General features: G+C 65.8%; 24 protein-coding genes. 3 read left to right on the forward strand and 21 right to left on the reverse strand.

Annotated elements, in window-relative coordinates; translation table 11 throughout:
• Positions 1-54 precede the first annotated feature (54 nt).
• Positions 55-1,158, reverse strand: a complete 1,104-nt coding sequence (locus EJC49_RS16120) for a BMP family ABC transporter substrate-binding protein (protein ID WP_126700963.1) — start codon at positions 1,156-1,158, stop codon at positions 55-57.
• A gap of 81 nt (positions 1,159-1,239) precedes the next feature.
• Positions 1,240-3,072 carry an allophanate hydrolase gene (atzF, locus tag EJC49_RS16125; protein ID WP_126700964.1) on the reverse strand — a complete coding sequence of 611 codons (1,833 nt, stop codon included), beginning with the start codon at positions 3,070-3,072 and terminating at the stop codon, positions 1,240-1,242.
• Between the two features lie 205 nt (positions 3,073-3,277).
• Here atzF and EJC49_RS16130 point away from each other — a divergent pair, with 205 nt between their 5' ends.
• Positions 3,278-4,189, forward strand: coding sequence for a LysR family transcriptional regulator (locus EJC49_RS16130; RefSeq protein WP_126700965.1), 912 nt, complete (start codon positions 3,278-3,280; stop codon positions 4,187-4,189).
• Between the two features lie 101 nt (positions 4,190-4,290).
• Here EJC49_RS16130 and EJC49_RS16135 read toward each other — a convergent pair whose 3' ends face one another.
• The 8 genes from EJC49_RS16135 to EJC49_RS16175 form a co-directional block, all read right to left on the reverse strand.
• Positions 4,291-5,961, reverse strand: coding sequence for an AMP-binding protein (locus EJC49_RS16135; protein WP_245453427.1), 1,671 nt, complete (start codon positions 5,959-5,961; stop codon positions 4,291-4,293).
• A 147-nt stretch (positions 5,962-6,108) separates the two neighbouring features.
• Positions 6,109-8,655: an amidase gene (locus EJC49_RS26295; RefSeq protein ID WP_425358824.1), complete on the reverse strand. Its 2,547-nt coding sequence runs from the start codon at positions 8,653-8,655 to the stop codon at positions 6,109-6,111.
• A gap of 28 nt (positions 8,656-8,683) precedes the next feature.
• Positions 8,684-9,400, reverse strand: a complete 717-nt coding sequence (locus EJC49_RS16150; RefSeq protein WP_126700966.1) for an ABC transporter ATP-binding protein — start codon at positions 9,398-9,400, stop codon at positions 8,684-8,686.
• Positions 9,393-10,424 (reverse strand): branched-chain amino acid ABC transporter permease, encoded by a 1,032-nt coding sequence (locus EJC49_RS16155; protein WP_126700967.1) that lies wholly within the window; start codon positions 10,422-10,424, stop codon positions 9,393-9,395. The genes EJC49_RS16150 and EJC49_RS16155 overlap by 8 nt, the downstream gene beginning before the upstream one ends.
• Positions 10,424-11,290 carry an ABC transporter permease subunit gene (locus tag EJC49_RS16160; RefSeq protein WP_126700968.1) on the reverse strand — a complete coding sequence of 289 codons (867 nt, stop codon included), beginning with the start codon at positions 11,288-11,290 and terminating at the stop codon, positions 10,424-10,426. The genes EJC49_RS16155 and EJC49_RS16160 overlap by 1 nt, the downstream gene beginning before the upstream one ends.
• 129 nt (positions 11,291-11,419) lie before the next feature.
• Entirely contained in the window at positions 11,420-12,655 is a 1,236-nt protein-coding gene (locus EJC49_RS16165; RefSeq protein WP_126700969.1) for an urea ABC transporter substrate-binding protein, read from the reverse strand.
• A gap of 71 nt (positions 12,656-12,726) precedes the next feature.
• Positions 12,727-14,325 (reverse strand): flotillin family protein, encoded by a 1,599-nt coding sequence (locus EJC49_RS16170; protein WP_170314745.1) that lies wholly within the window; start codon positions 14,323-14,325, stop codon positions 12,727-12,729.
• A 165-nt stretch (positions 14,326-14,490) separates the two neighbouring features.
• Positions 14,491-15,615 carry a substrate-binding domain-containing protein gene (locus tag EJC49_RS16175; protein WP_126700971.1) on the reverse strand — a complete coding sequence of 375 codons (1,125 nt, stop codon included), beginning with the start codon at positions 15,613-15,615 and terminating at the stop codon, positions 14,491-14,493.
• 136 nt (positions 15,616-15,751) lie between these two features.
• Here EJC49_RS16175 and EJC49_RS16180 point away from each other — a divergent pair, with 136 nt between their 5' ends.
• Positions 15,752-16,189: a MarR family winged helix-turn-helix transcriptional regulator gene (locus EJC49_RS16180; protein ID WP_170314746.1), complete on the forward strand. Its 438-nt coding sequence runs from the start codon at positions 15,752-15,754 to the stop codon at positions 16,187-16,189.
• A 50-nt stretch (positions 16,190-16,239) separates the two neighbouring features.
• Here EJC49_RS16180 and EJC49_RS16185 read toward each other — a convergent pair whose 3' ends face one another.
• Genes EJC49_RS16185 through EJC49_RS16200 form a run of 4 tightly spaced genes read right to left on the reverse strand, consistent with a single transcriptional unit; the run spans position 16,240 to position 19,274 of the window.
• Positions 16,240-16,977 carry an SDR family NAD(P)-dependent oxidoreductase gene (locus EJC49_RS16185; RefSeq protein ID WP_126700973.1) on the reverse strand — a complete coding sequence of 246 codons (738 nt, stop codon included), beginning with the start codon at positions 16,975-16,977 and terminating at the stop codon, positions 16,240-16,242.
• Positions 16,974-17,615 (reverse strand): isochorismatase family protein, encoded by a 642-nt coding sequence (locus EJC49_RS16190; protein ID WP_126700974.1) that lies wholly within the window; start codon positions 17,613-17,615, stop codon positions 16,974-16,976. The genes EJC49_RS16185 and EJC49_RS16190 overlap by 4 nt, the downstream gene beginning before the upstream one ends.
• 23 nt (positions 17,616-17,638) lie before the next feature.
• Positions 17,639-18,499, reverse strand: a complete 861-nt coding sequence (locus EJC49_RS16195) for an isocitrate lyase/PEP mutase family protein (RefSeq protein WP_126700975.1) — start codon at positions 18,497-18,499, stop codon at positions 17,639-17,641.
• A gap of 28 nt (positions 18,500-18,527) precedes the next feature.
• Positions 18,528-19,274 (reverse strand): maleate cis-trans isomerase family protein, encoded by a 747-nt coding sequence (locus tag EJC49_RS16200; protein WP_126700976.1) that lies wholly within the window; start codon positions 19,272-19,274, stop codon positions 18,528-18,530.
• 227 nt (positions 19,275-19,501) lie between these two features.
• Here EJC49_RS16200 and EJC49_RS16205 point away from each other — a divergent pair, with 227 nt between their 5' ends.
• Complete coding sequence (locus EJC49_RS16205; protein ID WP_126700977.1) at positions 19,502-20,269, forward strand: GntR family transcriptional regulator; 768 nt, start codon at positions 19,502-19,504, stop codon at positions 20,267-20,269.
• A gap of 23 nt (positions 20,270-20,292) precedes the next feature.
• Here the strand turns inward: EJC49_RS16205 and EJC49_RS16210 are convergent, their stop codons facing one another.
• The 7 genes from EJC49_RS16210 to EJC49_RS16240 form a co-directional block, all read right to left on the reverse strand.
• A complete protein-coding gene (locus tag EJC49_RS16210) occupies positions 20,293-21,171 on the reverse strand; it encodes an MBL fold metallo-hydrolase (RefSeq protein WP_126700978.1) in 879 nt (292 codons plus the stop codon).
• Between the two features lie 9 nt (positions 21,172-21,180).
• Positions 21,181-22,020 carry an SDR family NAD(P)-dependent oxidoreductase gene (locus tag EJC49_RS16215; RefSeq protein WP_126700979.1) on the reverse strand — a complete coding sequence of 280 codons (840 nt, stop codon included), beginning with the start codon at positions 22,018-22,020 and terminating at the stop codon, positions 21,181-21,183.
• Positions 22,017-23,534 (reverse strand): aldehyde dehydrogenase, encoded by a 1,518-nt coding sequence (locus tag EJC49_RS16220; RefSeq protein ID WP_170314747.1) that lies wholly within the window; start codon positions 23,532-23,534, stop codon positions 22,017-22,019. Before EJC49_RS16220 ends, EJC49_RS16215 begins: the two co-directional genes overlap by 4 nt.
• Before the next feature lie 38 nt (positions 23,535-23,572).
• Positions 23,573-24,310: a GntR family transcriptional regulator gene (locus tag EJC49_RS16225; protein ID WP_170314748.1), complete on the reverse strand. Its 738-nt coding sequence runs from the start codon at positions 24,308-24,310 to the stop codon at positions 23,573-23,575.
• On the reverse strand, positions 24,307-25,221 hold the full coding sequence (locus EJC49_RS16230; RefSeq protein ID WP_126700982.1) for a polysaccharide deacetylase family protein: 915 nt from the start codon (positions 25,219-25,221) through the stop codon (positions 24,307-24,309). Before EJC49_RS16230 ends, EJC49_RS16225 begins: the two co-directional genes overlap by 4 nt.
• A gap of 16 nt (positions 25,222-25,237) precedes the next feature.
• Entirely contained in the window at positions 25,238-25,984 is a 747-nt protein-coding gene (locus tag EJC49_RS16235; RefSeq protein ID WP_126700983.1) for a maleate cis-trans isomerase family protein, read from the reverse strand.
• Between the two features lie 42 nt (positions 25,985-26,026).
• Positions 26,027-26,862, reverse strand: an 836-nt coding sequence (locus tag EJC49_RS16240; protein WP_126700984.1) for an FAD-dependent oxidoreductase, incomplete at its 5' end; no start/stop codon positions are given.

Consider the following 26,862-nt stretch of genomic DNA (forward strand, 5'->3'; position numbering starts at 1 on the left):
CGTGCTCGATACGAAAGTTGGGCGGCGATCTTGCCGCCGCCCGCGGGCATCACCTCAGGTGATCGAGCCCTGCACGCCTTCGAGGAGGTAGTTCATGCCGTCGAGTACGGGGGCGTAGTTGTCCATCGAGCTCTCGATGACCACGTTCCCGGCATTGTCCTTGAGGGGGCCGACATAGATCGGCTTGCCCGCCTTCAGGCCTTCGATCGCCGCTTCGGCCGCCTTCACGCCTTCCGGTGAGGCGCCCGCGCCAAAATCCGAGTTGCGCAGCATGTCGTTGTGATAGCCGCCGGCGATGAAGTTCGGCAGCGGCTGGCCGGCGGCGAGCGCGTCGGCATAGATCTTGTAGATCGTCTCCCACTTGTACTCCGCACCGGTGATGAAGCCTTTCGGCGCCAGCGGCGCCTGGCTGGCGTTGTGGCCGCAGCTCTTCACACCGCGCGTCTCGGCGGTCTCGATGACGACCTTCGGACCGTCGACGTGGCAGGTGATGACGTCGCAGCCGGCATCGATCAGCGCATTGGCGGCTTCGGCTTCACGCACGGGCATCGACCACTCGCCGGTGAAGATCACCTGCACGGTCGCTTCGGGGTTGACGCTTTTCGCGCCGAGCAGCACCGAGTTGATGTTGGACAGCACCGACGGAATCGGCTTGGCGGCCACGAAGCCGATCTTGTTGGACGTGGTGGACAGGCCGGCGGCGACGCCGTTCACATAGTGCGCCTGGTTCAGATAGCAGAAGTAGCTGCCGGCGTTCTTGGGGTCTGTCGCCTCGTTCCACAGCGGCGCCGCATGGCGGAACTCGACGTTCGGGTACTTCTTTGCCGTCTCCACCACGAAGGGGTTGTAGTAGCCGAACGAGGTGGCCAGCACGAGGTTGGCCCCGTCCAGGTTGATCATGGATTCCATCGACTGCGCGACGGCATCGGTCTCTGGCACCTTTTCTTCCTCGATGACGGTCACGCCCGGCACCTGCTTGAGGATGTCCATGGCCACCGCATGGGCCTGGTTCCAGCCGAAATCGTCGCGCGGGCCGACATAGACGGCGCCGAGCACGATCGGCGTCTGGGCGCGGGCCAGGCCCAGAGGCAGAGCGCTCGCGGCCAGGCCGGCGGCGCCGGCCTTGAGCAGGGAACGACGGGATAGAATCGACGTCATGAGAGGCTCCAGTGTTTGAGGGAAACTTGGCGGCAAAGGACCCGGACCATCCGGCCCGGAAGATCGTGGATCGGAAAGGTGTCAGACCGCATGGGCACGCGCTCCCGTCGGCTGCGGCTTGTCCCTGTCGCGCAGGTAGCTACGCCAGCCGCCGAAACGGGTGATGTCGCGGGCGCCTTCGAGGCCGTGGGGCTCGCACAGGAACCCCTTGACCAGGCTGCCGTCGTCGAGCGCCAGGCTGCCGATCGCCAGCGGCGAGGGAATCCCGGCCATGAAGTCGCCGAAGGCGGCACGCGGCAGCGCCCAGACCTCCACCTCGATCGCCGCCCCGCCGCCGCGCTTGCGCACCATGCCGGGCCGGAACGGCGGTCCGCCGGCCAGCGCATGCAGCGAATAGTCCGGCGCGGTGCGGCAAGCCTTGAGAAAACGCGCGCCGCGCGAGGTCAGTTCGGGGTTGAGCGGCAGGCCCGACATATGCGCGCCGCAGACGGCGATCGCGATCTCGTCGGCCTCCACCGCGCCCGCGACGGGCCGGGTGGCCGGGCGCGGCCAGCCGGTCGCACCCAGCGTCCCCGTCTCGATCGCCATTGCGGCCGAGGCGGCGCGGTGATCCTCGCCCTTTCTCGCAAGCACGGTCAGGCTGCCCGGCCGGCCGTCGCTGCGAAGCCCCGTGGGAACCGCGATGCCGCACAGGTCGAGCAGGTTGACGAAGTTGGTGTAGGTGCCGAGCCGCGAATTGGGGCCGATCGGGTCGGCCGCGATCTCGGAAAGCGTCACCACCGTCGGGATGGTCGGCACGCAAAGCAGGTCGACGTCCTCCATCAGCTCGTCGCACCGCCGCGCCAGCGCCTTCAGCCGGTACAGGCCCTCGAAGGCATCCACCGCCGTCAGCGTCAGTCCCGGCTCCAGCACGGCGCGGGTGGTGGGATGCAGCGTCTCGGGCGCATCGACGAGACGCTTGCCGACGGCCGCCACCCGCTCGGCCAGCCAGGCGCCTTCGTAGAGCATGCGCGCGACGGCATAGAACGGCTCGAAGTCAATCTCGGTCACCGAAGCTCCGGCGGTCCGCAGCCTGACCAGCGTCTCGCGGAAATGCTCCGCTTGCGCACTGTCTCCAAACGTTTCGAGCGTCGCCTCGTCGGGAACCCCGATGCGAATGCCCGGATGCATGGCGGTCAGCGGCCGAACCGGTACCGGCCTCGAATAGGCGTCGCGCGGGTCGAAGCCGGCGGCGATGCCATGGATTTCAAAAGCCTCCGTCACCGTCATCGCGAAGATCGAGATCGTGTCGAGCGTGCGGCAGGCCGGCACGACGCCGCTGCTCGACAGCGCGCCGAGCGTCGGCTTGAGCCCCACAATGTTGTTGAGCGCGGCCGGCACGCGCCCGGATCCCGCCGTGTCGGTGCCGAGCGAGAAAGCGGCAATGCCGCGCGCCACCGCCACAGCCGATCCCGACGACGAGCCGCCCGGCACGAGGTCGGGATCGATGGCGTTCCTCGGCACCGGATAGGGCGAGCGCACGCCGACGAGGCCGGTGGCGAACTGGTCGAGATTGGCCTTGCCGATCAGGATCGCGCCGGCATCCTTCAGCCGCGACACCACGAGGGCGTCGTCGCGGGCGGCATAGGCGAAATCCGGACAGGCTGCGGTGGTCGGGTGCCCCGCCACGTCGATGTTGTCCTTCACGACGAAGGGGATACCCCACAGCGGCCGCCCGTCGGGTGTGCCCAGCGCGGCAGCCGCGGCAAGGGCATCGTCACGCGTTTCCAGGATCAGGATTCCCGGATCAGCTGCGGCTTCCAGCCTGCGAAACGCCTCCGCCACGACGGCCTCCGGCGAAACGCCCTCGGCATAGGCGCGCCGAAGCTCGGCGAGCGTGAACGGCAAGTTCTCGATCCGGCTCGCCGCTTCCATGCCGTGTCAGCCCCGCGCGACGAAGGCAGCGCCGCAAGGCGTGCCGGGGCGGAAGAGATCGAAGGAGGAAAGGGACATCGCGGCGCCTCTGCAAGCACGAAAACCGTCTCCCGACGACGTTGCAGATTTTGCCGTTCGCGAAAATTGCTATAAATTCACCATCCCGGTGCGTTCCTGGCACCGCGCTACGCAAGAGGCTGTTTTCATGAAACATTTGCAGGATTTCCGGCTGATCGAGGCGGTCGCGCGCGCGGGGTCCATGCGCAAGGCGGCCGAGGACATGAACATCACCGCCTCGGCGCTCAATCGGCGCGTCAACCGCTTCGAGGACGAGTTTGGCGCGGAGCTCTTCGAGCGCCTTCCCGGCGGCGTGCGGCTCAACCCGGCGGGCGAGCTCCTGTTACACCACTACCGCGCCACGCTGTCAGACCTGTCGCGGGTGCAGGGCCAGGTGGCCGATCTGTCGGGCGAACGGCGAGGTCACGTTTCCATCGCCTGTTCGCAGGCCTTGCTGCCCTACTTCCTGCCGCAGCAGATCGCGCGATACCGCCGCGATCATCCGGGCGTCACCTTCACGGTGAACATCCGCGACCGTTCCCAGGCCGAACAGGAGCTGGCCACCTACTCCAGCGATCTCGCGCTCGTCTTCGAGCCGATCTATCTCGTCGATTTCGAGGTCATCCAGGCGATCCCGCAATCCGTCAACGTCGTCATGGCCTCGGACCATCCCCTTGCCCGCAAGCCGGAATTGCGGCTGCGCGACTGTCTCGACACGCGCCACGTGGCGCCGTCGGCGAAGTATGGCGTGCGTCACCTGCTCGACTTCGCGGCCAGGCGCGGCACACGGCGCGTCGCCCCGGTCGTCGAGACAGAGAGCTTCGATCTGATCCGTCACTATGTGCTCCACGAAAAGGTCATCGGCTTCCAGATCCCGATCGGCTTGCGCGAACCTCGCGACGGGTCGCTGCTGTTCCGGCCCATCTCCGAGCGCGATCTGCCGCCCGGCAACCTGATTCTCGGCCAGATGCGCGGCCGCACCCTGCCCGTCGCCTCCGCCCGCTTCGCCATGCAGCTGGCGACGGCACTGAAGGACGAAACCGGAGAGGCGATGCAGTGAGCCGGAGCGAATCGGAATGCGAACCGACGCCCGCAAGTCCTTGGCGCGACTCGGATTCACCCGCGAGAAACCCGCGTCGCATTCTCATGTGACGCTTGAGGTCACGCCGTGGCAGCCGCCTTCAACCCCAGTTCGGCGATCATGGCGTCGCGCATGACGAACTTCTGCGGCTTGCCGGTCACCGTCATCGGCAGCGTGTCCCGGAAGCGTACGTAGCGCGGCACCTTGTAGTGCGCGATCTGGCCGCGGCAGAAGGCGCGGATCTCCTCCTCGGTGGCCGTCTCACCCGCATGCAGCACGATCCAGGCGCAGAGTTCCTCGCCGTAGCGCGCGTCGGGCACGCCGAACACCTGCACCTCCGACACCTTCGGATGGCGGTAGAGAAACTCCTCGATCTCGCGCGGATAGACGTTCTCGCCGCCGCGGATCACCATGTCCTTCACGCGTCCGACGATGTTGCAGTAGCCGTCGCGGTCGATGGTGGCGAGGTCGCCGGTGTGCATCCAGCCGTCGGCATCGATCGCCTCGGCGGTCTTCTCCGCCTCGTCCCAATAGCCTTTCATCACCGAGTAGCCGCGCGTGCACAATTCGCCGGACTGGCCAACCGGCACGGTCTGGCCGCGCTCGTCCACGATCTTCACCTCGACATGCGGACCGATGCGCCCGACGGTTGCGACCCGCTTGCCGATCGGATCGTCGACGTCGGACTGGAACGACACCGGGCTCGTCTCGGTCATGCCATAGGCGATCGTCACCTCCGGCATGTGAAGGTCGGTCACGACGCGTTTCATCACCTCGATCGGACAGGGCGCGCCGGCCATGATCCCGGTCCGGAGCGAGGTCAGATCGTGGCGTTTGAAATCAGGGCTGTCGATCATGGCGACGAACATGGTGGGCACGCCGTAGAAGCCCGTGCACCGCTCCGAGGCGATCGCCTCGAGCGCGGACGCCGGCTCGAAACCCTCGCCCGGGAAAACCATCGCCGCGCCCTTGGTCACACAGCCGAGCGTCCCCATAACCATGCCGAAGCAATGGTAGAGCGGCACCGGAATGCAAAGCCGGTCGGTCTCCATCAGCCTTATCGTCCGGGTGACGATGTCGGCATTGTTCAGGATGTTGGCGTGCGTGAGCGTCGCGCCCTTCGGCGCGCCGGTCGTCCCGGAGGTGAACTGGAGATTGATCGGATCGTCCGCGTCGAGCGTCGACGTGACGAGGTCGAGCCTGTTTCTCTGCGCCGGGCCGGCAAGGCGCGCGAGGTCGTCGAACGACAGCATCCCGGGCGACCGCTCCTGTCCCATCCGCACGATGGTCCTGAGCGCCGGAAGCCGCGCCGCCGCGAGCCGTCCGGGCTCCGCCGCTGCGAGTTCCGGCGCAAGCGCGCGGATCATCTCCAGATAGTCGCTAGACTTAAAGCGCGCGGCGGTGATCAGCGCCTTGCAGCCGACCTTGTTCAGAACATATTCGAGCTCGGTCGTCCGATAGGCAGGGTTGATCGTCACCAACACCACGCCGATCCGCGCGGTGGCAAATTGCGTGATCAGCCATTCCGGCCGGTTGGGCGACCAGATGCCGACGCGGTCCCCCTTCCGAAGCCCCAGCGCCAGCAGGCCCGCGGCGACGTCATCGACCTCGCGTGCCAGTTCGTGCCAGCTGAAGCGCCTGCCCGCCTCGCGGAAGATCGCGGCGACGTGCGGTCCGCGCCTTGCAACCGTTTCGGCGAATGCTTGCGGGATGGTCTTTGTCACCAGAGGCGTCGACCGGTCGCCGACCACGTGCGAAAAGCCGCCATGCGGCTTGCGCGAAGCGGGATCCGTCGGCTGCCGCGACGTTCCGGTTCCAAGCAGGCTCGACGCCAGGCTCCCGCCGAGCGATTGCGACAAGGCGCTCACGATACTCCTCCCGTCCGGGCTCGCCTGCGGTTACATCGTCCTCCAGTCGCCGATGCGCTCGAAGGCGGCGGCGGCGCGATAGATCGTGCTTTCCTCGTAGTGCTTGCCGATCAGCATCATGCCGATGGGCAGGCCTTCCGACAGGCCGACGGGAATGGTCATCGCAGGATGGCCGGTCGCGTCGAAGGGGCTGGTGTTGCCGATCATCTCGAAGGCCCGCTGGATGGTGAGCGCCAAGGGAGCATCGGCCGGCGGGATCTGCTGCGCCTTGATCGGCATGGTCGGCATCAAAAGCAGGTCGTATTGGGCAAGCGCCGCGTCATAGGCCGCGCGCAGGCGCCGCGACAGGTTCTGCGCCTTGGCATAGTAGTGGCCGCGATGATGCTTGAGCATGTATTCGCCCACGAACATCGAAATCTTCAGGCTCTTGGAGAGCTCGTCCGCCCGGCTGCGCCAGTTGGAATGATAGTCGAGCAGGCTCGTCACGTAGAGCCCCTTCCATCCGGTCGCGAAGCCGTTGCCGTGCATCATGATGTCGGTCAGGCCTTCGAGCGCGATCGGCGTCCAGATCGCCTGTCCCTGAAGGTGCATCGGCACCGAAATTTCTTCCACCGTCGCGCCGAGTTCGCGGTATCGCGCCGCCGCCACGCGCACCTTGTCGTCGACGTCTGGTTCCGAATTGGCCAGCCCGAAGCCCTCACGGACGATGCCGATCCGCATGCCCGACACGCCCTGGCCGAGCGCCTGCGTGTAGCGGTCGATGCGCGGCGCATACTGGCGCGGGTCGAGCCCGTCCTCGCCGGCGATCACCTCCAGCAGCAGCGCGTTGTCGCGCACGTTCTGCGTCATCGGCCCGGCATGGTCGATCGTCGGTTCGATTGGCATGATGCCCGTATAGGGAACCAGCCCGTGCGTGGGCTTCATGCCATAGGCGCCGCAGAACGACGCCGGCATGCGGATCGACCCGCCCTGGTCGCCGCCGATCGCCATGTCGACCTCGCCGGCGCCCACCAGCGCGCCAGAGCCCGACGACGAGCCGCCGGCGATATAGCCCATCTTCCAGGGATTGTGCACCGGCCCGGTCGCGTTGGTGTGGCTGCCACCCGAAAGACAGAAATACTCGCAATGCGCCTTGCCGACGATCGTCCCGCCGGCGTCGAGGATGCGGGTGACGACGGTGGCGTCGACGTCGGGCGTATAGCCTTCCAGCGTCGAGGCGCCGTTCATCATCGGCACGCCCGCCAGGCACACATTGTCCTTGAGCACGATGGTGCGGCCCGACAGCGGTCCCGAATGCGCGCCGCGCACCTCCGACTTCACGTACCACGCGTTCATCGGGTTTTCGGCCAAGGAAGGGCGATATCCCGGCGTGCGCGGATACTTCACCTGCGGCAGGTTGTCGGGCATCGAAGCGACGACGTCGTAGGCCTCGAACGAGCCCTCCATCAGCGTCATGTAATCCATGAGCTCGCGGTCTCCCATGGACATGTGGAGGCCGCCGACGAGGCTGCGCATCTGCTCCAGCGTGGGTCGCCTGACGTGCATGGGGTACTCCTTGGGTAGATCGGTTGCGACCGGTTCCGGCCGATGCGGCATCGCCGCTGGCGCTGCGGCGGGGGGCACGACAGAGACGGACATTGACTGGCTTCCCGCCGTCGAGGCCGGCATGGGCCGCACCGACGACGAGGCAGGCGAAATGACCGCATGGGCAGGCGTGGCGGGATTGCTTGCGGGTCCGAAGGTCGGCACACCGGGCAAGGCCGGCGATGGCGTCCCGGCCCGGCCGCCCGCCGGCGCCTTCGCAGGTGCAGGACCCGACGGGCCGTGTCCGCCGCCGGCCCGCGTACGCCGGACGGAGCCGAAGCCCAGGAACTCTTCCACCTGGCGCGGATCCTTCAGCGCTTCGGCGTGAATCTCGCCAGTGACGCGACCACGTTCCAGCACGACCACGCGATCCGACAGCGTGGCGATGAACTCGAAGTTCTGCTCCACCAGCACGACCGTCAGGCCGCGGCTCCTGCGCAGCCTGATCAGCGTATCCTCGATCTCCTCGATGATCGACGGCTGGATGCCTTCGGTCGGCTCGTCGAGAAGCAGCAGCCAGGGATTGCCCATCAGGCAGCGCGCCAGCGCCAGAAGTTGCTGCTCGCCGCCGGACAGGGCGCCACCGTCGCGGTCGAGCAGGCGCGTCACGCGCGGAAAGTCCGCCAGCACCCGCTCCACCGCTTCGGCTTCGTCCGTGCCCGTGTCGGCGTGCCACGCCATCCGCAGATTGTCGCGCACCGACAGCTTCGGGAAGATGCCCCGCCCCTGCGGCACGTAGCCGACGCCGCGCTGCGAACGCTGGTGCGGCGCAAGACCGGTGATGTCCTCGCCGTCGAGCCGCACCGAGCCGCCGGTCGCCGGAATGAATCCCATCACGGTTTTGAGCAGCGTCGACTTGCCCATGCCGTTGTGGCCGAGAATCCCGACGATCTCGTCGGTCGCCACCGTCAGGTCGATCCCGTGCAGAACGGGAATACGCCCATAGCCGGCGGTCAGGCCGCGGATCTCGAGGGCGGGACGCTTGTCGCTCATGCTGCGGACTCGTGGAGGTGGACCATCCTCATCCTCTCTTGCCGAGATAGACGTCGCGGACCCTGGCGTCGCTCATCACCGCATCGACGGTGCCTTCCATCAGGATCGCGCCCTGCGAGAACACGGTGATCTGTGCCGCGATCGAGCGGATGAACTGCATGTCGTGCTCTACGATGATCAGCGCGGCATCGCGGTTGATCTCGTGAATGATCGCCACCATGCGTTCGACTTCTTCGCCGGTCATGCCGGCGGCCGGCTCGTCCAGAAGCACCAGCCAGGGCCGCGCGGCGATCACGATGCCCAGTTCGACGCGCTGGCGCTCGCCATGCGCGAGCCGTCCGACGGTAGCGCGCGCGATGTCGCCGAGGCCGAGCCGCTCGATCACGTCGGCCGTCGTCCGGTCGGCCTCCTTGGTCCCCGCCTGCCGATAGGCGGAGAGCCAGATGTTCTCGCGCACGGACAGCCCGTCCATGACGCTCGGTACCTGCGTCTTGATGCCGATGCCCAGGCGGGCCACGAACTGCGGATCCCACCCGGTGGTCTCGACGTCGTCGATGAAGACCTCACCCGACGTCGGCTTCAGGATGCCGGTCAGGCAGCGGAAGAAGGTCGTCTTGCCGGCGCCGTTGGGGCCGATCAGGCAGCGCAACTCGTTGCGGCGCAGCTTGAAGGACACGTTGTCCACGGCGGTCACCCCGCCGAAGCGCATGGTCAGACCGCGGGTTTCCAGAACGACGTCAGCCATCGGCGCGCCCCCTGCCCCGCCGCCCGCGCCGAACCGCATTGGGACGGTTCCGGCGCGACGAGCTTCCGAAGGCCGACATCAGCGACGGCACCACGCCACGCGGCAACACCAGCACCACCACCACCAGGATCAGGCCCATGATCAGCACGTTGTCGACGGCCGTCTGCTGGCCGAGCGCGAATTTGAGATAGCCGAGCGCAGCCGCACCCAGCACCGGGCCGACCAGCGTTCCGAGCCCGCCGACGATGCACCAGATGATGATCTCCGCCGACTGGCCGAGCGAGAACAGTCCGGGCGTCACGATCTCGGCCCAGGAAGCGTAGAGCGCCCCGGCGAGCCCGGCGATGCCGCCCCCGATGGCAAACAGCACCGACTTCCGGAAGCGCGCGTCATAGCCCATCAGTTCGACCCGGCTTTCGTTTTCGCGGATCGCCACGGCGATGCGTCCGAACGGGCTGGCAAGCAGCAGCCTCACCAGCACGTAGACGACGAGCAGGATGACGAAGCAGACGTAATAGAGGCTGGAATCGTAGATGTAGGCGGACGGGTCGCCCGGCACGTTCAGCGTCTGGTAGCCCGGCATCCCGTTGTAGCCGCCGAGGCGCGCCGTTCCGATCTGGTACTCGGGTCCGGCCGTCGTGTTCATGAAGCGGAAGAAGATCAGCGTCACCACCAGCGTGATGACCCCGAGATAGACATCGGTCAGCCGTCCGTAGAACATCATGGCGCCGAGCAGGAAGGCAAAGACGAAGGGCACGGCGATGGCGATCAGCATCGGCATCGTGCTCTCGCCGATGTTGGCCGCCGACACCGCGTAGGCATAGGCGCCGAGCCCGTAGAAGACGGCCTGTCCGAAGCACAGGATGCCGCCGAAGCCCCAGATCAGGCCGAGGCTGAGCGCCAGCAAGCCGTAGATCACGAGCAGCGTCAGCGTGTAGTAGTTCAGGACGAGCGGCGCCACGAACATCAGGACGATGCCGGCCAGCACCACCCAGGCGGCATCGCGAAGCTTGGTGGATTCCATCACAGGCGCCCCTTGAAGAAGCGTCCGGTAATGCCCTGCGGCAGGAGACGCAGCAGGATGATGGCCGCGACCAGAAGCGCCACTTCACCGATCACCGGGCCGGAGAGGAAGGTGAAGGTCTGCGAGACGAGGCCGAAGACCGTGGCGCTGGACAACAGGCCGAGCACAATCGACGCCCCCCCGGAAATGACCGTGATGAAGGCCTTGGCGATGTAGGCCGAACCCCAGGTCGGCACGAGGCCGACCAGCGGGGCAAGCACGCCACCTGCCAGCCCCGCGAGCGCCGAACCGACGAAGAAGGTGCTCATGTAGACCCGGTCGGGGCTGTAGCCGAGGGCGGCCGCCATGTCGGCGCTCTGCATGGTGCCGCGCGCCACGAGCCCCAGCCGCGTTCCGCGCAGGATCGCATAGGCGGCGACCAGCAGGAGGATCGACACGATGATGATGAAGAAGTTGTAGCCGTTGATCTGGTAGGCGCCGAGCGTGAAGCCCGCGATCGGGGTCGAAACGCCCGTGGTCGTGTTGCCGAAGATCATGACGGCCGCGCCCGTGAAGGCGAGGCTCAGCCCCCAGGTGGCCAGCATCGTGTCGACCAGTCGCCCGTAGAGGAACCGGATCACCAGCCGTTCCACGATCAGGCCGATGATCCCGACCACCAGCGGCGCCACGATGAGCATGGCGATATAGACGTTCACGCCGGCTTGCACAGCGACGATCGTGGCATAGCCGCCCATCATCATGAACTCGCCATGGGCGAGGTTGATAACGCGCATCATGCCGAACACGACCGCAAGCCCGGCGCTGATCAGCACCAGCACCGCGATCGAGTACAGAATTTCGAGGATGAAGACGGCAGCGAGGTCCATGCCGGTCCCGTGTGAAAGAATGTCAGGCGGCCACCCCGGGGCCGGGCTGGCGTTGCGGGCCGCGTAGCGACGGAGCCCGTGCGTCGAAGGCCAAGGGCCGGCGCGCGGTGCGCGCCGGCCAAGGTCACATCAGATGTCGATCTCGTACTGCTGGTTGTCGTCCGGATTGGCGACGAGGTCGCAGACGAGCTGCGTGTCGATCGGCTGGCGCGCGCCGAAGCTCTCCAGCACGTTCAGCTTCTGGCCGCGCATCTCCATCAGGTGCACGTCGAGCGTCGCGTGATGCGTCTTCGGGTCGATGGTCACCTTGCCGGCCGGACCGTCGAGCGACAGTCCGCTGTCGAGCGCTTCGATCACCTTCGCCTGCTCGACCGAGCCGGCCGCCTTCACGGCTTCGGCCCACAACAGGATGCCCTGGTAGTTGGAAACCGCCAGTTCGTGGATGTTGGGAACGGTCGCTGCGCCATGCATGTCAGCCCAGGCCGTGGTGAAGGCCTTGTTGGCCGGCGTGTCGAGCTCGGGCGAGTAGTTGTAGCAGACCACGATGCCGTCGCCCTCTTCGGGTGTGAGCACGAGGTGCTCGGAGCCGACGCCCAGCGTCGTGGAAGCCAGCGGGATGCGCGACTTCATGCCCGATGCCGCCCACTGGCGGTAGAACGACAGATGCGCGCCGCCGACCAGCGCCGAGTACACCATGTCGGGCGCCGCGGTCTGGATCTTGGTGATGGTCGAGCCGAAATCCGACACGTCGAGCGGGAAGAAGTCGACCGCCACGGTCTCGCCGCCGCCGTCCTTGAAGTACTTCTGGATCCAGCGGGCCATCAGCTGGCCGTAATTGTAGTCGGCGGCGAGGATGTAGACCTTCTTGCCCCACTTCTCCATCGTATAGGGGATCTGCACCTCGGTCGTCTGCGCCGGCGTCACGCCGGTGACGAAGCAGTTCCTGTCGCAGACGCCGCCTTCATACTGGATGTTGTAGAAGTAGAGCGTGTTGGCGCGGCGCAGCGTCTGGCGGATCGCCTCGCGCGATGCCGACAGGATGCCGCCATGCACGACGTCGACCTTGTCCTGCCGCGTCAGCTGCTGCGCATACTGGGTGTAGAGCGCCATGTTCGACTGGGTGTCGTAGCCGATGTGCTCGACCGGCCGGCCAAGCAGGCCGCCGCCGTCGTTGATCTGCTTGACCGCGAGTTTCACCGCCATGTCGATCGGCTTGCCGTAGGCGTCGAAAATGCCCGAAATGTCGAACACCGTGCCGAGCTTGATCGGGTCGGCGGCAAAAGCGTTGCGGATGAACATGGGGCTCGCCAGCGCGGCCGAACCGGCGGCGGCGCCCTTGAGGATGGTGCGTCTGGAAATCGTCATTGTCATTCCCCTTTTCTCGTTTCGGCGTGTCCCCGGGCGCGCCGGTGATGCCGGTTTTCTGGTTCGGTCGATCAGTCTTTCTTGCGAACCGGTGAGCGGTTGATCGCGTCGAGCGCTCGGGCGCCGAGATTGTGATCCATCTCCACGCCGATCTCCTCGCCGAGCTTCTTGATCATCGGAAAGCCGATGGCCATGCCCATGATGGAATCGAGCGCCGACTGGAAACCGCCCTGCCCGCCCGTTCCACCATCGCCGCCCCCGCCTCCCACCGGACCGAGGCCCGAAATGTGGTTGATGCGGATCGAATCGATCTTCTCCACCGGCTTCATCATCTGGGAGGTGATCTCGGGCAGCATGTCGAGCTTGTGCATCTCGAGCCGCAGCCGCAGGATCTGTTCGCTCTGGCCGTTCTCCGCCTCGATCATCGCCGACCGGCCCTCCGATTCAGCGATCAACCGATGGCGCTCGGCTTCCGCCTTCACCTGGGTCGCGTTGCTCTCGGCCTTGGCCAGCGACAGGATGGTGTCGACCTGGGACTTGACCTTCTGGTCGTCCACTTCGGCATCCTCGCGCGCCTTCAGCAGCGCGAGCTGCCGGGCGCGCTCCGCTGCCATGACGTCGCGCTCGGTCTGCACGGCCTCCTGCGCCTGGACCAGCTTGGTCTTGGCGGCCTCGAACCCGGCCTCGGCAATCTGCTCCTCGCCACGCTTGGCCGCGATGCGGATGGAATTGTCGATCTTGGCCGTCTCGACAGCGAGCAACGCCTCGATCTCCTGCTTGCGGAGCAGGAGATCGCGCTCGATCTCGGCGCGCTTGATTTCGCCCGCCTTGGCGATCCGCGCCTCCTCGGCAATCCGCTCGGCGGTTGTCCGCGCACTCTGGATCTCGGTATCGAGGTCGATGCGGCGGCGTTCGAGATCGAGCCGCTTGGCGATTTCGGCCTCCTCCTGCTCGCGCTCGATCAGGAGCCGCTGCCGCGTCTGGTCGAGCAGCCGGCGCCGGATCTCGACGTCGGCCTCCGTTTCCACCTGGACGCGCGCCTTCTTGTTGTGGCTGACGAGTTCTGCGAGCTTGCGCATGCCGACCGCGTTGAAGGCGTTGTTCTCGTCCAGCGCGTTGAACGGCGTCTGGTCGAGCCGCACCAGCGAGACCGAATCGAGCATCAGGCCCGAGCGGGCGAGGTTGGGCGTCAGCCGTGCCGAGACGGCTTCCACGAAGGCGTCGCGCTTCTCGTGCAGCTCGTCCATCGACCGACTTGCGATGGCCGACTGGATCGCATCGACCAGCTTGCCCTCGATCAGCCCCTGCATCTCCTCCTCGCGGAAGGTCTTGGAACCGAATGCCTGTGCTGCTGTCGCCACGCCCTCCTCCGAAGGCGCGACCCGGACGTGGAACTCCATCGCCACGTCCACGCGCAAGCGGTCCTCGGAAATCAGGGACGCCGCGCCCTGTCGTTCGATCCTCAGCCGCGTCGTGCGCATGTTGATGCGCTCGATGCGGTGCAGGATCGGCAGGGACAGCGCGCCGCTGTCGATCAGCACGCGCCGGCCGCCAAGGCCGGTGCGAACGAGCGCCGTCTCGCGGGTCGACTTCGCATAGAAGCGATTGAGGAACAGCACGCCGAGCACGATCGCGACGACCAGAACGACGAGCGCCAGAAACCAGGTCACGCTTACCTCCGTTTCCATGGGATCGGGACCGGCGCACCAAGCGCGCGATTCCCCGCAACCGCGACGGAAGCTAGCCCATGAACATTTTCCGTTTCAAGCTTTTTTGCGTCCGATGACAAATTTTTCCCGAACCTTCGCCACAACGTGTGCGCGAACCGCGCCGCGTCACACCAGTCGCTCGATCACCGAGAACAGATGCCCGTCGGCCCGGGCCAGATAGATCGGGTTGTCCTTGCGCTCGTTCGAGTGAAAGGCGCCGCCACGAGCGCTTCGCCATCTGATGGGCGCGCCACGCTGCTGCCGTTCGTTCATCAGCGCTGCATAGAAATGCAGACCCTCGTAGATCGACTGGCCCAGCGCGTTGAGGACGGGGGCGTTTTCCTGGTGCAGGTTGCGATAGCGCTCGACGAAGGACATGTTCGCGTCGGTCTTCAACCCGGCGAAGTAAGACGACGCGGCGTAGAGCCGCCGCGTGAAATCGGCCCCCGTGGCCAGAAGCACGTTCTCCTCGATCGCGGTCGAGAAGCGCACGATCGACCGGTCCAGTCCCATCGCACCGAAGACGCGATTGAACTCGACCGCCTCCTGGCCGATCAGCGACAAAAGCACGATGTCCGGCCTTGCAGACGCAATCCGCTCGACGAGTTCGACGGGTTCGTCGAGACCGAATGGAACATAGGTTTCCAGCACGACCTGCCCGCCGGTAGCCGCAATGCAATCACGGGCGAAACGGTGCGAGGCCCGCGGCCACACATAGTCGTTGCCGACGAGGGCCCAGCGCCTGACACCCAGCAGCGACGCGAGGTGACGGATCGCGGGCGCAAGCTGCTCGCGCGGCGTCTCGCCGATCGTGAAGCAGGATGGCGCCTGTTCGTTGCCCTCGTAGAGCGGCGTGTAGACATAGGGGATTCGTCCGCCGAGCGCGGCGTTCAGGCGCTGGCGCACCGAGCTGACATGCATGCCGACCACGGCATCGACGCCCCCCTCCTCCACGAGGTCCGAAAGCTGGTCCACCGCCGCTTCCACCACCGAGTCGTCGGCGTCCAGGAAGACGAGTTCGACCTCCCGGTCGGCGATGCCGCGATGGCGGTTGATCTCATTGAGCGCGAGTTGGGCGCAGGAGATGCAGGACGGCCCCCAGATACCCGCCGATCCGCTCATGGGGATCAGGACGGCGATGCGTGTGCGCCGCTGGCCACCATAGGATAAACGCCCGCGCTGGCCGAACCCGAGGGTCGGCCCATAGCCTCCTCCGTTCGCGCCATGGCGCAACGCCGCTCGCTCGATCATTCGGGTTCCAGCCCCTATGTGTTCCCGACATGTTGTTTTTCTTTTCCGAATTAAGTATCTGAAGCATCAAACGATGGCAATCGGTCCGGCGACGATTCGTATGCCGGCAATCGATGCCGACCTCCGGGAGAGGAACGTGTCCGAACGATCGCTGAACGACTATCTGGCCTATGTCGTGGCCCAGACGCACCGCAAGCTGCACGGCGACCTCGAGCGCGAGCTCCAGGCGGAGGGCGTCAGCGTCGAGCAGTGGCGCATGCTGGAAGTGTTGAGCGGGCGAAACGGTCTGTCGATGGGCGAGATCGCGGATCTCGTTCTCATGAACCATCCTGCCTTGACCAAGATGACCGACAGGATGGTGGCGCGCGGCCTCGTGCATCGACTGCCCGACCCGCAGGACCAGCGCCGCGTGCTGGTCACCATCACCAAGCTGGGTTTCGAATTGTTCGAGCGCGTCCGCGAGCGTGTCGAGGAACAGAACTCCGCGCTCGAGGAGCGGCTTGGCCACAAGGGTTCGGCCGACCTTCGCAAGCTGCTCGGCAGCGTCATCAATCTCGGCGAAGCGGGGCGATAGCGCCCATTGGAGACGGTGAAGGCCCCGGCGAGGATGCCGGGGCTTCGCGGTCAGGGCATGTAGCCGCCGCCGTTCACCCACAGAACCTGTCCGGTCATGTAGGCGCTGTCCGGACCGAGCAGGAACCGGATCGGCCCCACCACGTCGTCCGGATAGGCCAGCCGCTTCATCGGGATCGCATTGCGGTAGGCCTCCAGGCTCACCACGCTTTCGCCGTTCTCGTCCGAGCGTCCCGTGCCGCCCCGCAGGAACGCCGTATCGACGAGACCGGGCGCCACCGCATTGACGCGCACCGTCAGCGCCCACTCATGCGCGAAGGTCTTGGTGAGCGCGACCACGCCAGCCTTGGCGGCGGCATAGGAACCGTAGCCGGGACGGACGAACTGCGCCAGACCCGAGGCCACCATCACCACGCTGCTCCCCTCCCCCATCAGCGGCATCACCGCCTTGGTGGACAGGAAGGCGCCGCGGAGATTCCCGGCGATCACGTCGTCGAAATAGTCGGCCGAGGTTTCGGCGAGCGGCTGGATGCGGCTGTTGTAGCCCGCCAGGTTGACGAAGCCGTCGAGGCCCGGCACACGGCCCGCGAGGTCGTCCATCGCGGCGTTGATCGAAGCCTCGGACAGCACGTCTATGGCGATCGACGGCACGCCCAAGGCATAGCGATCCAGCGATGCGGCGAGATCGAGAACGACGACCTCGTCGCCGCCCTCGACGAGCGTCTTGACCAGCGCACGGCCGATGCCGCCCGCGCCGCCGAGCACGGCGATCCGGCGAATCCCGCTCATCGGTCGTTCCTCATCGGCAGGGAGCGGAGATAGGCGATGATCTCCGCCTCGGAGACCACGTCGGCATACTTGGCGTTCATGTCGAACAGGTTCGCTTCGTGCGGCGCCGGGTGCCGGTCGCCGCAGGCCTCGCGCACCACGCTGGTGGTGAAGCCGTAGGACATCGAGTCCACGCACGAGGCGCGCACGCATCCCGACGTGGTGAGCCCCGTCAGGATCACGCTGTCAATGCCCATCGCCGTCAGCGTCGACGCCAGCGACGTGCCGAAGAAGGCGCTCGGATACTGCTTGGTGATGACGATCTCGTCCGGTCGTGGCGCCAGCCCCTCGGCGAAATCGGCGGTCTTCTCGCCCTTGACGAAGGCCTTGAGCGGCTTCGCCTTTTCGAAGAAGCGGCCGCCATTGATCCCGCCGGGCTGATAGCTCACCTCGGTCAGCACCACCGGCACGCCGACCTCGTGCGCGACCTCGCGGACGCGCAAGGCCGAGGCCAGGGCCTCATCCACGCCGGCGTAGAGATCGCAATCCTTGTCGAAATAGGCATGCGCGAAATCGATCAGGATCAAGGCCGGCTTCTTGCCGAAGCCGGCGCGGTTTCCATAGGCCTTGGCGTAGTTTGCGTCGAGGTCCTCACTCATTGCGCGTCTCCCTGTTTGCCGCCTCAGACCTGGGCGTACTTCTTCTCGAAGTCCCAGACGTCTTCGAAGCCGATGAGCTTGTTGAATTCGGCGAACGAGTAGAGATCGACGGCATCCGTCGATTCGCCATGCTTCAGCAGGTCGCCATAGGCCTTCTCCAGCGCGGCGCCGACCGCGAGGAAGCCGACCGCCGGATGAATGGCGATCGAATAGCCCATCTCGTGCAGGGTCTTGGCCGACAGCAGCGGCGTGCGCCCGCCATTGACCATGTTGGCGAACAGCGGCGCGTCGATCTCGTCGGCCACGCGCTTCATCTCGTCGACCGTCTCGGGCGATTCGATGAACACCACGTCCGCGCCCGCCTTGGCGAAGGCCTTGCCGCGCCGGATCGCTTCTTCGATGCCGAGGCCGGTGCGCGAATCCGTGCGCGCGATGATCAGGAAATCATCCGACTTGCGGCTGTCTGCGGCCACTTCGATCTTGCGCACCATGTCTTCCAGCGGAATGACCCGGCGGTTGGGGGTGTGGCCGCACTTCTTGGGGAATTCCTGGTCTTCCATCTGCATGGCGGAGACGCCGGCGTCCTCGTAACCGCGCACCGTGTGGCGGACGTTCAGCAGCCCGCCATAGCCGGTATCGGCATCGGCGATGACCGGCTTGGAGGTCATCTTCACGATCTGGGCGATGCGCTCGATCATGTCGCGATAGGTCGCGATGCCGGCGTCTGGCTCGCCGAGATAGGAGGCGACCGTTCCGTAGCCGGTGACGTAGAGCGCCTTGAAATCCATCCGGTCGGCAATCAGTGCCGAAATCAGTTCGAACACGCCGGGAGCCAGAACGAATTCCTTGTTCTTCAGCGCGGCCTTGAGTGCGGGATCTGCCATTGTCTTCCTGTCCTTGGGTCTTCTTTTATCAATGATTGCGCAGGAGCTGTCCCAGCCCCACGAGGCGGTCGTCGATGCCGGTCGCCCGCAGCATCGCCCAGAACGTAGCCTGGTTCGACGTGACGACCGGCACGCCGAGAACGGCTTCGAGCTGTTCGATGAGCGGCAGCGTCGGAAAGTCGGTGCAGGTGATCAGCAGCGCCTCGCTGCCCGGCACGAAGGCCGCGCGGGCATGGGCGGCCACCTGTTCGATCGGCGTCTCGGCGATGCGGACATACTCCTGCGGTCCGTTGGCGCCGATGCCGAGGCCGCTGAGCTTGTCCACGGCAAAGCCGTTCTCTTCGAGGAAATGCGTCTCGTGCTCGTTCAGTCGGTCGGCATAGGGGGTGGCGACCGAAAGACGGGTCACCCCCAGCGCCTTCAGCGCGGCGATGATGGAGGCGGAGGTGGTCACGGCCTTCACGCCCGTCCGCTGCGTGAGTTCGTCGGGCAGGGAGTTGACCGGGTTGATCATCGAGCCGGCGGTGCAGGCATAGGCGATCGCGTCGACCCGTGCCTGCTTGATCATCGCGAAGACCTGCTCGAGATCGTCCAGCAACGCGGCCCGGCCGGCCTCGCTGGTGGTGTCCGCGTGCAGTTTCATGCGATGGGTGTGGAACGAGACGCCCTCGGGCATCATGCGCATCCACTCGGCTTCGTTCACCGTGTTCGTGGGCGGGACGATCAGGCCCAGCTTCGCGCGCGGGCTGTAGACCGACTTGTGGCGGGGTTGCATCGCGGTTTCCTCGCGTCTCCGATCGTGGAGATCGACCTTCTTGTTTGGATGAACTGACACAAGCCTAGCCTAAATGTCCATACCTTTTTGTCGATCCAGGAGCTGGCACCCCGTCTGCGGCGTGAATCCCCAAAAATGCGCTTGATCTTGCGCAAGGCGCGGCGCTGGGCCAGATACGACAAAATTGTCCATACGTTCGCGACCAGAGACAGGGCGAGTCGAAACCCATGGCTGACACGATCACCGAACCGGCCGAGAACCCCGGCGACGGCCCGCGCTACATGCGCATCCAGAAGGTGCTGGAGGATCGCCTGACGAGCGGCCTCTACCCGGCCGGGTCGCTGATGCCAACGGAAATCGAGCTCGCCGCCGAGTTCAACACCTCTCGCTTCACCATCCGCGAGGCGTTGCGATACCTGCGCGAGCATGGATATGTCGAGCGACGCCAGGGGGTTGGAACCCGCGTCATCTCCAACAGCCCGCACTCGACCTTCTTCAAGTCCTTCGGATCGCTGGAGGAGCTGTTCCAGATCGCGGTCGAGACCTACTATGTCATCCTCTACACGAAACGGATCGTCCTCGACGCCGAACTCGCGGAACTGGTCGGCGGCCTGGCGGGCGAGGAATGGTTCGAAGTTGCCGGCGTGCGCTGGACCAAGCCCGGCGGCACCCCCATCTGCTACATCCAGAGCTACATTCCGGGCCGGTTCGAACACCTCATCCCCTTGCTCGAAGGCCATCAGGGGCCCTTCTTCGCTTTGCTCGAGCGGCATTCCGACGGCATGATCGAAGAGGCCGTGCAGGAAATCCGCGCCTTGCCGATGCCGGCCGAGATCGAGCGACAACTGGGCCTGGCGAAGGGATCGTGGGCGCTTCAGCTGCTGCGCCGCTACCTGACGGACTCCGGCGTTCTCATCGCCTCGTTCAACTGGCATCCGGCCGACCAGATGGTCTACATGATGCATATCCAGCGGGCGAAGCCGACCGCCGAATAGGTCGCAGCCGCGCGCCAGTTCGATCATCCCACGAAATGGGGCCGGTAGCCCGCGCCCTCACGCGAGATCGTCATGCCATGCGCGCCCCTGATGTGTGCGGGCACCAGCAGCGCACCGGTTTCGGCCGCGCGTTCGAGCAGGGTGAGTCGGGTCGCCACGGCCTGTTCGCGGTCGGAACAGAAGGCGCTCGCCCAGCCTGGCTGGTAGACCTGAACCGGCGAATGCACGGCGTCGGCGCAAAACAGCGCCTGTCCATGTGAGCGGCAGTCGAGACAAAGCCCGACCTGCCCGGGCGAATGCCCCGCCATGGTCTCGATGCGCATGCCGCGCGACAGTTCGAAACCATCCGTCACCGTCTCCGACAAGCCGGCCTCGATCACCGGCAGCACCGAATCCGTGTAGGCGCCGTGATTGTGCGCGCCGGGCTCCCGCTCCTCGACCGCCTGCCAGGCGGCCAGTTCGGTTTCGCCGATCAGGTAGCGGGCCTTCGGAAAGGTCGGAACCCAGCGGCCATTTTCCAGCCTGGTGTTCCAGCCGATATGGTCCGCATGCAGATGGGTGCACAGCACGACATCGACGTCGTCGGGTGAGACACCGGCGGCCTTCAGCCGGTCGAGAAATCCCGTCCCCTGCCGCTGGTGCCAGTCGGCACGCCGCGGCCGTTCCTTGTGCTCGCCGACGCAACTGTCGATCAGGATCGTCAGCCCACCCGCCTTGAGCAGCCAGCTCTGCACGCCGAGCAGGATGTTGCCGGCGGCGAAATCGACGTGGTGCGGGGCAAGCACCGGCTCGAGATGCCGGATTGCCTCGATATCGGCACCCGGCAGCAGGAACGACAGCGGCAGCGCGAAGGGATCGAGGTCGATGATTTTGTGAAGCGTCGCACCGCCGAGGTCGAACATGATGCGCTCCTACATGATCTGGGGCTTGTCGATGTGTGCCGAGCGAGCCCCGGCCGCAGCTTCTTCCGCCGGAAGCGTCTCGTCCCACAGCCGGGCGATGTAGCGACCGCCCGTCTGGTCGTTCGACGCATCGGAGCAGAGCCAGAGGATCGCGCGACGCATGATCGAAGGCGGCAGCAGATTACCGTCGGCGCCCTTCTTGCCCGGGCCTGTCGGCAGGAGGTCGGTGTCCGCCGCCCCGCCGGGCAGATAGACGTTGACGGTAACGCCGGTGCCTTCGAGATCCTGTGCCCAGACGCGCGAGGCCGCCTCCAGCGCTGCCTTCGACGGGCCATAGGGCGAATAGCCCTTGCGCACCATGGTCTGGTCGCTGGTCGAGACGTTGATAACCTTGCCCGACCCGCGCGCCACCATGCCGGGCACGGCCGCCCGCGCCATGTTGAAGGCACCGGTTACATTGGTGTCGATGATGGACTTCCACGCGTCGGGCGCGGCTTCCCAGAACCGTGTCGGCTCGACATTGAAGCGCTCCGAGATGAGCCTCATGCCGACGCCGGCATTGTTAACGAGGACATCGACCCGCCCGAACCGGGCGACCGTGTCGGCCACGACGGCCTCGCAGGCCGCGTAGGAACGGACGTCGGCGACAACGCCCAGCACATTGCCCTCCCCGCCGACCGCCGCGGCCTTCGCCACCGCTTCGTCCAGCGCTCCGCCCGGCCTGGAGCCGGTCAGCACCACCTTCATGCCTGCCGCGGCCATCTCCAGCGCCATTTCTAGGCCGAGCCCGCGCGAGGCGCCCGTGACGATCGCGACACGCCCGGGAAGCGACGGATCCGCCGCCGTCACGCCGTCTCTCCCGAAAGCCCCATGCGCGGAAACGTCCGCCGTTCCTGGGCGATGATCGTCGACTTCATCTCGGTGAACATGGCGCGCGACCCCTGCGCGCCCTCGCGACCGAGGCCCGACTGCTTGTAGCCGCCGAAGCCGGTGCGCAGGTCGCGCACGATCGGCGTATTGACCATTACCGTGCCTGTGCGCAGCGCAGACGCCGTGCGCATGGCGCGCTTCAGATCCTCCGACCAGACATAGCCGACCAGCCCGAACTTGCTGTCATTGGCCTTGGCGACCACCTCGTCTTCCTCGTCGAAAACCTGCAGCGTGGCGAAGGGACCGAAGATCTCCTCTTGGCAGATGGCTATCGAGTTGTCGGGCGCAAGCATTGCCGTCGGTTCGAAGTAATAGCCTGCGTTGAAGCCGGCGTGACGATGCCCGCCGGTCAGCAGCGTGGCTCCGTCCTTCACGCCGGTCTCGGCATAGCGGCTCATTCGTTCCCGCTGCGAGTGGTTGATCATCGGACCGATCTCGATACCCGGCGCCAGCGGATCGCCGACGGACAGGGCCTTCGTGCGCGCAGCGAAACGCTCGATGAAGGGGTCGGCAATCTTCCGCTGGACGAAGATCCGGCTGCCGGCCAGGCACATCTGGCCGTTGTTCATGAAGGAGCCGAGCAAGGCGCCATCCAGTGCCAGGTCGAGATCGGCATCGGCATAGACGATGCTCGCCGACTTGCCGCCGAGCTCCATCGCCCCCCCCTTGATCCCCTTGGCGAGCGAGGTGAGGATGGCGGTCCCGGTCTCTGTCCCCCCGGTGAAGGAGACCATGTCGATATCGGGATGCGAGACCAGCGAGACGCCCGTGACGTGGCCGCGGCCATTGACGAGATTGAGCACGCCCTCGGGCAGGATGCCCGCCTGGGCGATCAGCGCGAAGAGCCGGGTCACCGTCAGCGGTGTCAGTTCCGACGGCTTGACCACGCAGCAGTTGCCGAAGGCGAGCGCGCCCGCGATCTTCATGGCGGTCAGGCCGAGCGGCATGTTCCAGGGGCCGATCAGGCCGCACACGCCGATCGGCTCGTAGGTGACGAGGCTCAGAAGCCCCGGTTCCTGCGTGAACACGTCTCCGCCCGCCTGGTTCACATATTCCGAAAAGAAGCGGAAATTCTGTGCCGCCCGGGTCACGTGCATCAGCTTGGTCTGGCCAAGCGGGATTCCGGTGTTGATGCTCTCCAGCGCGGCCAGTTCGTCGGCATGCGCGAGGATCAGGTCGTGGATCGCCATCAGCGCCTTCTGCCTGTCGGCAATGCTGGCGCGCGGCCAGGGACCATGATCGAAGGCCCGGCGCGCGGCGGTCACTGCACGATCCACCTCGTCGGCGTCGGATTCGTGCAGGATCGCGATCGGCCTCTCGGTCGAGGGATCGAGGACGGAGATGACCTCGCCCTTCGCCTCGACGAACCGTCCGGCCACGAAGCCGGTGACGCGCACGGGGTTTTCAGACAGCGCTTCGCGCGTTGTTGTCACTTGGATGCTCCCATTTTCTCAGTCTCGGACGGCGCGTTTCAGCGGCCTGCCCCTGGCGCGACGTCGCGCGGTTTCGGCTTGGTCGAGAGTATGTGGCCAGCCATCGCCGTCGTCGCCCATTCGCTGTTGCGCTGCGCAAGAGCGGCGATGATGTCGCGATGCTGCTCGTTCGACCGCCGGATGTTGATGCTCTGGTCCCAGACGAACTGCTTGATCAGCACCAGCGGCAGAGAAACGGCCTGCGCGGTCAGGAGCTTCAGTTGACGGGACCGTGCAGCGGTCACGATGATGGAATGAAACTCCGAGTTGAGCGTGACGAACGCGTTCGCCGCCTCCGCCCCGCCGGCCGGATCGATCCGGTCGATCTCCACCACCAGCCGCTCCAGCTCGCGAATTTCCTCGTCGGTGATCTTTTGGGCCGCCACGCCCGCCGCATAGCTTTCGAGACGGGCGCGCACGTCGAAAATGATCACCACCTCCTCGTAGGAGAAGTCGGCCACGAAGCGGTGCCTGTTCTCGGCGATCGCCAGCCCCTCTCCGACAAGACGCCGCAGCGCCTCGCGGACCGGCGTCCGGCTGGTGCCCGTCATGGCCGAAAGCGGCTCTTCGCGCAGATGGTCCCCGGGCTTCAGCTCCCCCGTCAGGATCGCGCGGCGGATCAGTTCATAGGCGCGCTCCACGGGCCGGCTGGACTCGGCCCGCTCGAGCTGGCTGACGACCTCGGGGTCGACGAAGATCAGGCTTCCGTCGCGCCGAAGCGCCGCATCGATCGTCATGCTGTTTCCGGATCGATGTGGCTCTCGTGATTCTCGAGATACCATTCCGCGATTTCCTCCCTCGTCGCGAACCACACCCCGTCGAACTGCTTGGCGTAGCGGATGAAATCCCGCAAGGCGCGAATGCGGAACGGCTGTCCGATCACGTGCGGGTGCAGTCCGATGTTCATGAACCGGCCGCTCGTTGCGCTTTCGGCATAAAGCCAGTCGAACTGCTCCTTGAACATCATGAAGCCCGTCTCGACCGTCAGCCCCTGGCGCAGGAACGAGAAGTCGTTGACCTCGGAGGTATAGGAGACCGAGACCATCGGCCTGCCGCTGCGCGTCTTGACCAGATAGGGCTGGTCGTCATTGAGCAGGTCGGTGATGAAGATCAGCCCCTCTTCCGAGAGGATGTCGATCGTGTTCAGCGTCGAGCGCAGCGATGACGACAGCCAGCCCTTGGCCTTGCGACCGACGGCCTGCTCGTAGACGTCGAGCGTGCGCTTGATGACCGCGCGCTCCTTCTCCTCGTCGAACATGTAGTCGGTGAGGAGTTCGTCCTGCACGTAGTTGTGCGCCACGATCTCGAAGCCGCGCGAAAGCGCCGCCTCGATCACCTCCTTGCGCTCGATGGCCATCTTGGCGTTCATCGTGCAGCTCGACTTCACGCCCTCGGCGTCGAAAAGGTCGAACATGCGCCACACGCCCACGCGCTGGCCATATTCGCGCCACGTGAAGTTCGGGTTGTCGTAGACATTGCCCGGCAGGTCACCGCCGACGATGCCCGGACCGCCCGGATAGTACTTCTTGTCGGTGGGCTGGACCTTGTCCCAATACTCGAAATTCGTCGTGAGAATGACCGCCAGCCGCTTGCCGTCCGGCCATTTCAGCGGCTTGCGTTTCGGCAGCGGTACGAAATCGTAATGCATGTCCAGCCCTCGCCGATCAGTACTTCGCCAGAAGCGAACCGAAGCCCTGCACCTTGTCCTCGATGCCGTTCATCCGCAGCGCATGCCAGTAGGTCGCGGTGTTGATCGCGATCACGGGCTTGTCGAGCCAGAACTCGGCGATCGCGCCGACCCGGGCCATGGCCAGGTTGGTTCCGGCCTGGACGATCGCCTCGACGGAGGGATCGTTGACCTCGATGATGGCGTCGCGCAGCGTCTGCTCCGACTCGTGCGCGATCAGCATCGGGCTCTTGCACTTCAGGCCCTTCACGGTCACGACCTCGTAGCCGCAATCGGTGAAGAACTTGCGCACCTGCTCGTCGCCGATCGGCATGTAGGGCGTCACCACCGCGATGCGCTTGATGTCGCCGAATTTCGCCAGCGCCGCCTGGCAGGCGTCGGAGCCCATGGCGACGTTCATGCCGGCGCGCGCCTCGACCTCGGCCTTCAGCGTATCCGCGCGGTCCTTGCCGTCCCAGAAGGTCTCGGCCGACATGCCCATGATCATGGCGTCGGGCGAGCAGGTCTTGACGGCGTCGATGGCGTTCATCGTCTCGGCGCGGATGCGCATGACGAGCTCGTTGAAATCCTCGTCCGAGTGGACCGGATCATCCGGGATGATGATGCGGGAGAAATGGTTGGTCACGCCGACGGGGCGCATGGAATCGAATTCCGGCTGCACCGACGTGTTGGTGGACGGCGCGATGACGCCGAACTTCATCCGGTAACCGAGACTGTCGACCATGGAAACGTTCCTCGTATGTTGGTGTCTTGAACAGGGTTGGCGTCAGGCGACGGCTTCGAGATCGCGCAGCGACTGGATCATCGAAGACTTCAGCAGGAAGTCGCGGTGCTTGCGCGGATCGGCCACGATCGAGCGCATCTCGTCATGATAGGCGCGGCGCTGGGCCGGGTCCGTCTCGTTCATCATCTGGCGATTGCGCAGGGTCTGGGCCTGCACCGCCTCCAGCGTCACCTTGCGCCGCTGGCGCTCGTAGCGCCCCATCAGGTCCACCGGCGCCGCGCCCTTGATCACCTGCGTGAGCTTCTCGGTCAGATTGATGGCGTCGTGAATGCCGCCGTTCATGCCCATGCCGCCGAGCGGATTGTTCACATGCGCCGAATCGCCGGCGAGGAAGATCCTGCCGCTGACGAAGTTCGCAGCGACGCGCTGGTTGACCCGATATGCCGTCGCATGAACGATGTCGTAGCCCTTCTCGTTGGGGCAGAGCGCCTGCAGGCGCGCCTGCATCGTTTCGGGGTCCTTGATCTGCTCCTCGGTCTGGTTCGGATCGGTCGGCAGCAGCACGCGCCACAGCGACGGGGTGCGCAGCAGCACCGCCCACTCGTTCGGATCCGTCACGTAGGCGATGGGCGCCAGATCGGGAATGGCTTCGGCGAAGTCGAAATGCGTCGACATCGACAGGAAGATTTCCGGGATGGTCATGCCTTCGAAGGGGATCTCGAGCGACTTGCGGATCGGGCTGCGCGCGCCGTCGGCGGCGATCAGGTAGGCGGCGCGCATCTCTTCCACCGAGCCGTCGGGCCGGCGCACCGAAAGCGTCGCGCCGGTTTCGTCCTGGGTGGCGCCCACCGCCTCTGCCTCATAGATGATCTCGGCGG

The organism is Aquibium carbonis (assembly GCF_003970795.1).
Classification (GTDB): domain Bacteria; phylum Pseudomonadota; class Alphaproteobacteria; order Rhizobiales; family Rhizobiaceae; genus Aquibium; species Aquibium carbonis.

What these genes read in the sequence shown, in the direction of transcription:
- EJC49_RS16120 (WP_126700963.1), bottom strand. Translation starts at nt 1,158, where the DNA reads ATGACGTCGATTCTATCCCGTCGTTCCCTGCTCAAGGCCGGCGCCGCC.
- atzF (WP_126700964.1), bottom strand. Translation starts at nt 3,072, where the DNA reads ATGGAAGCGGCGAGCCGGATCGAGAACTTGCCGTTCACGCTCGCCGAG.
- EJC49_RS16130 (WP_126700965.1), top strand. Translation starts at nt 3,278, where the DNA reads ATGAAACATTTGCAGGATTTCCGGCTGATCGAGGCGGTCGCGCGCGCG.
- EJC49_RS26295 (WP_425358824.1), bottom strand. Translation starts at nt 8,655, where the DNA reads ATGAGCGACAAGCGTCCCGCCCTCGAGATCCGCGGCCTGACCGCCGGC.
- EJC49_RS16150 (WP_126700966.1), bottom strand. Translation starts at nt 9,400, where the DNA reads ATGGCTGACGTCGTTCTGGAAACCCGCGGTCTGACCATGCGCTTCGGC.
- EJC49_RS16155 (WP_126700967.1), bottom strand. Translation starts at nt 10,424, where the DNA reads ATGGAATCCACCAAGCTTCGCGATGCCGCCTGGGTGGTGCTGGCCGGC.
- EJC49_RS16160 (WP_126700968.1), bottom strand. Translation starts at nt 11,290, where the DNA reads ATGGACCTCGCTGCCGTCTTCATCCTCGAAATTCTGTACTCGATCGCG.
- EJC49_RS16165 (WP_126700969.1), bottom strand. Translation starts at nt 12,655, where the DNA reads ATGACGATTTCCAGACGCACCATCCTCAAGGGCGCCGCCGCCGGTTCG.
- EJC49_RS16175 (WP_126700971.1), bottom strand. Translation starts at nt 15,615, where the DNA reads ATGATCGAGCGAGCGGCGTTGCGCCATGGCGCGAACGGAGGAGGCTAT.
- EJC49_RS16185 (WP_126700973.1), bottom strand. Translation starts at nt 16,977, where the DNA reads ATGAGCGGGATTCGCCGGATCGCCGTGCTCGGCGGCGCGGGCGGCATC.
- EJC49_RS16190 (WP_126700974.1), bottom strand. Translation starts at nt 17,615, where the DNA reads ATGAGTGAGGACCTCGACGCAAACTACGCCAAGGCCTATGGAAACCGC.
- EJC49_RS16195 (WP_126700975.1), bottom strand. Translation starts at nt 18,499, where the DNA reads ATGGCAGATCCCGCACTCAAGGCCGCGCTGAAGAACAAGGAATTCGTT.
- EJC49_RS16200 (WP_126700976.1), bottom strand. Translation starts at nt 19,274, where the DNA reads ATGCAACCCCGCCACAAGTCGGTCTACAGCCCGCGCGCGAAGCTGGGC.
- EJC49_RS16205 (WP_126700977.1), top strand. Translation starts at nt 19,502, where the DNA reads ATGGCTGACACGATCACCGAACCGGCCGAGAACCCCGGCGACGGCCCG.
- EJC49_RS16210 (WP_126700978.1), bottom strand. Translation starts at nt 21,171, where the DNA reads ATGTTCGACCTCGGCGGTGCGACGCTTCACAAAATCATCGACCTCGAT.
- EJC49_RS16225 (WP_170314748.1), bottom strand. Translation starts at nt 24,310, where the DNA reads ATGACGATCGATGCGGCGCTTCGGCGCGACGGAAGCCTGATCTTCGTC.
- EJC49_RS16230 (WP_126700982.1), bottom strand. Translation starts at nt 25,221, where the DNA reads ATGCATTACGATTTCGTACCGCTGCCGAAACGCAAGCCGCTGAAATGG.
- EJC49_RS16235 (WP_126700983.1), bottom strand. Translation starts at nt 25,984, where the DNA reads ATGGTCGACAGTCTCGGTTACCGGATGAAGTTCGGCGTCATCGCGCCG.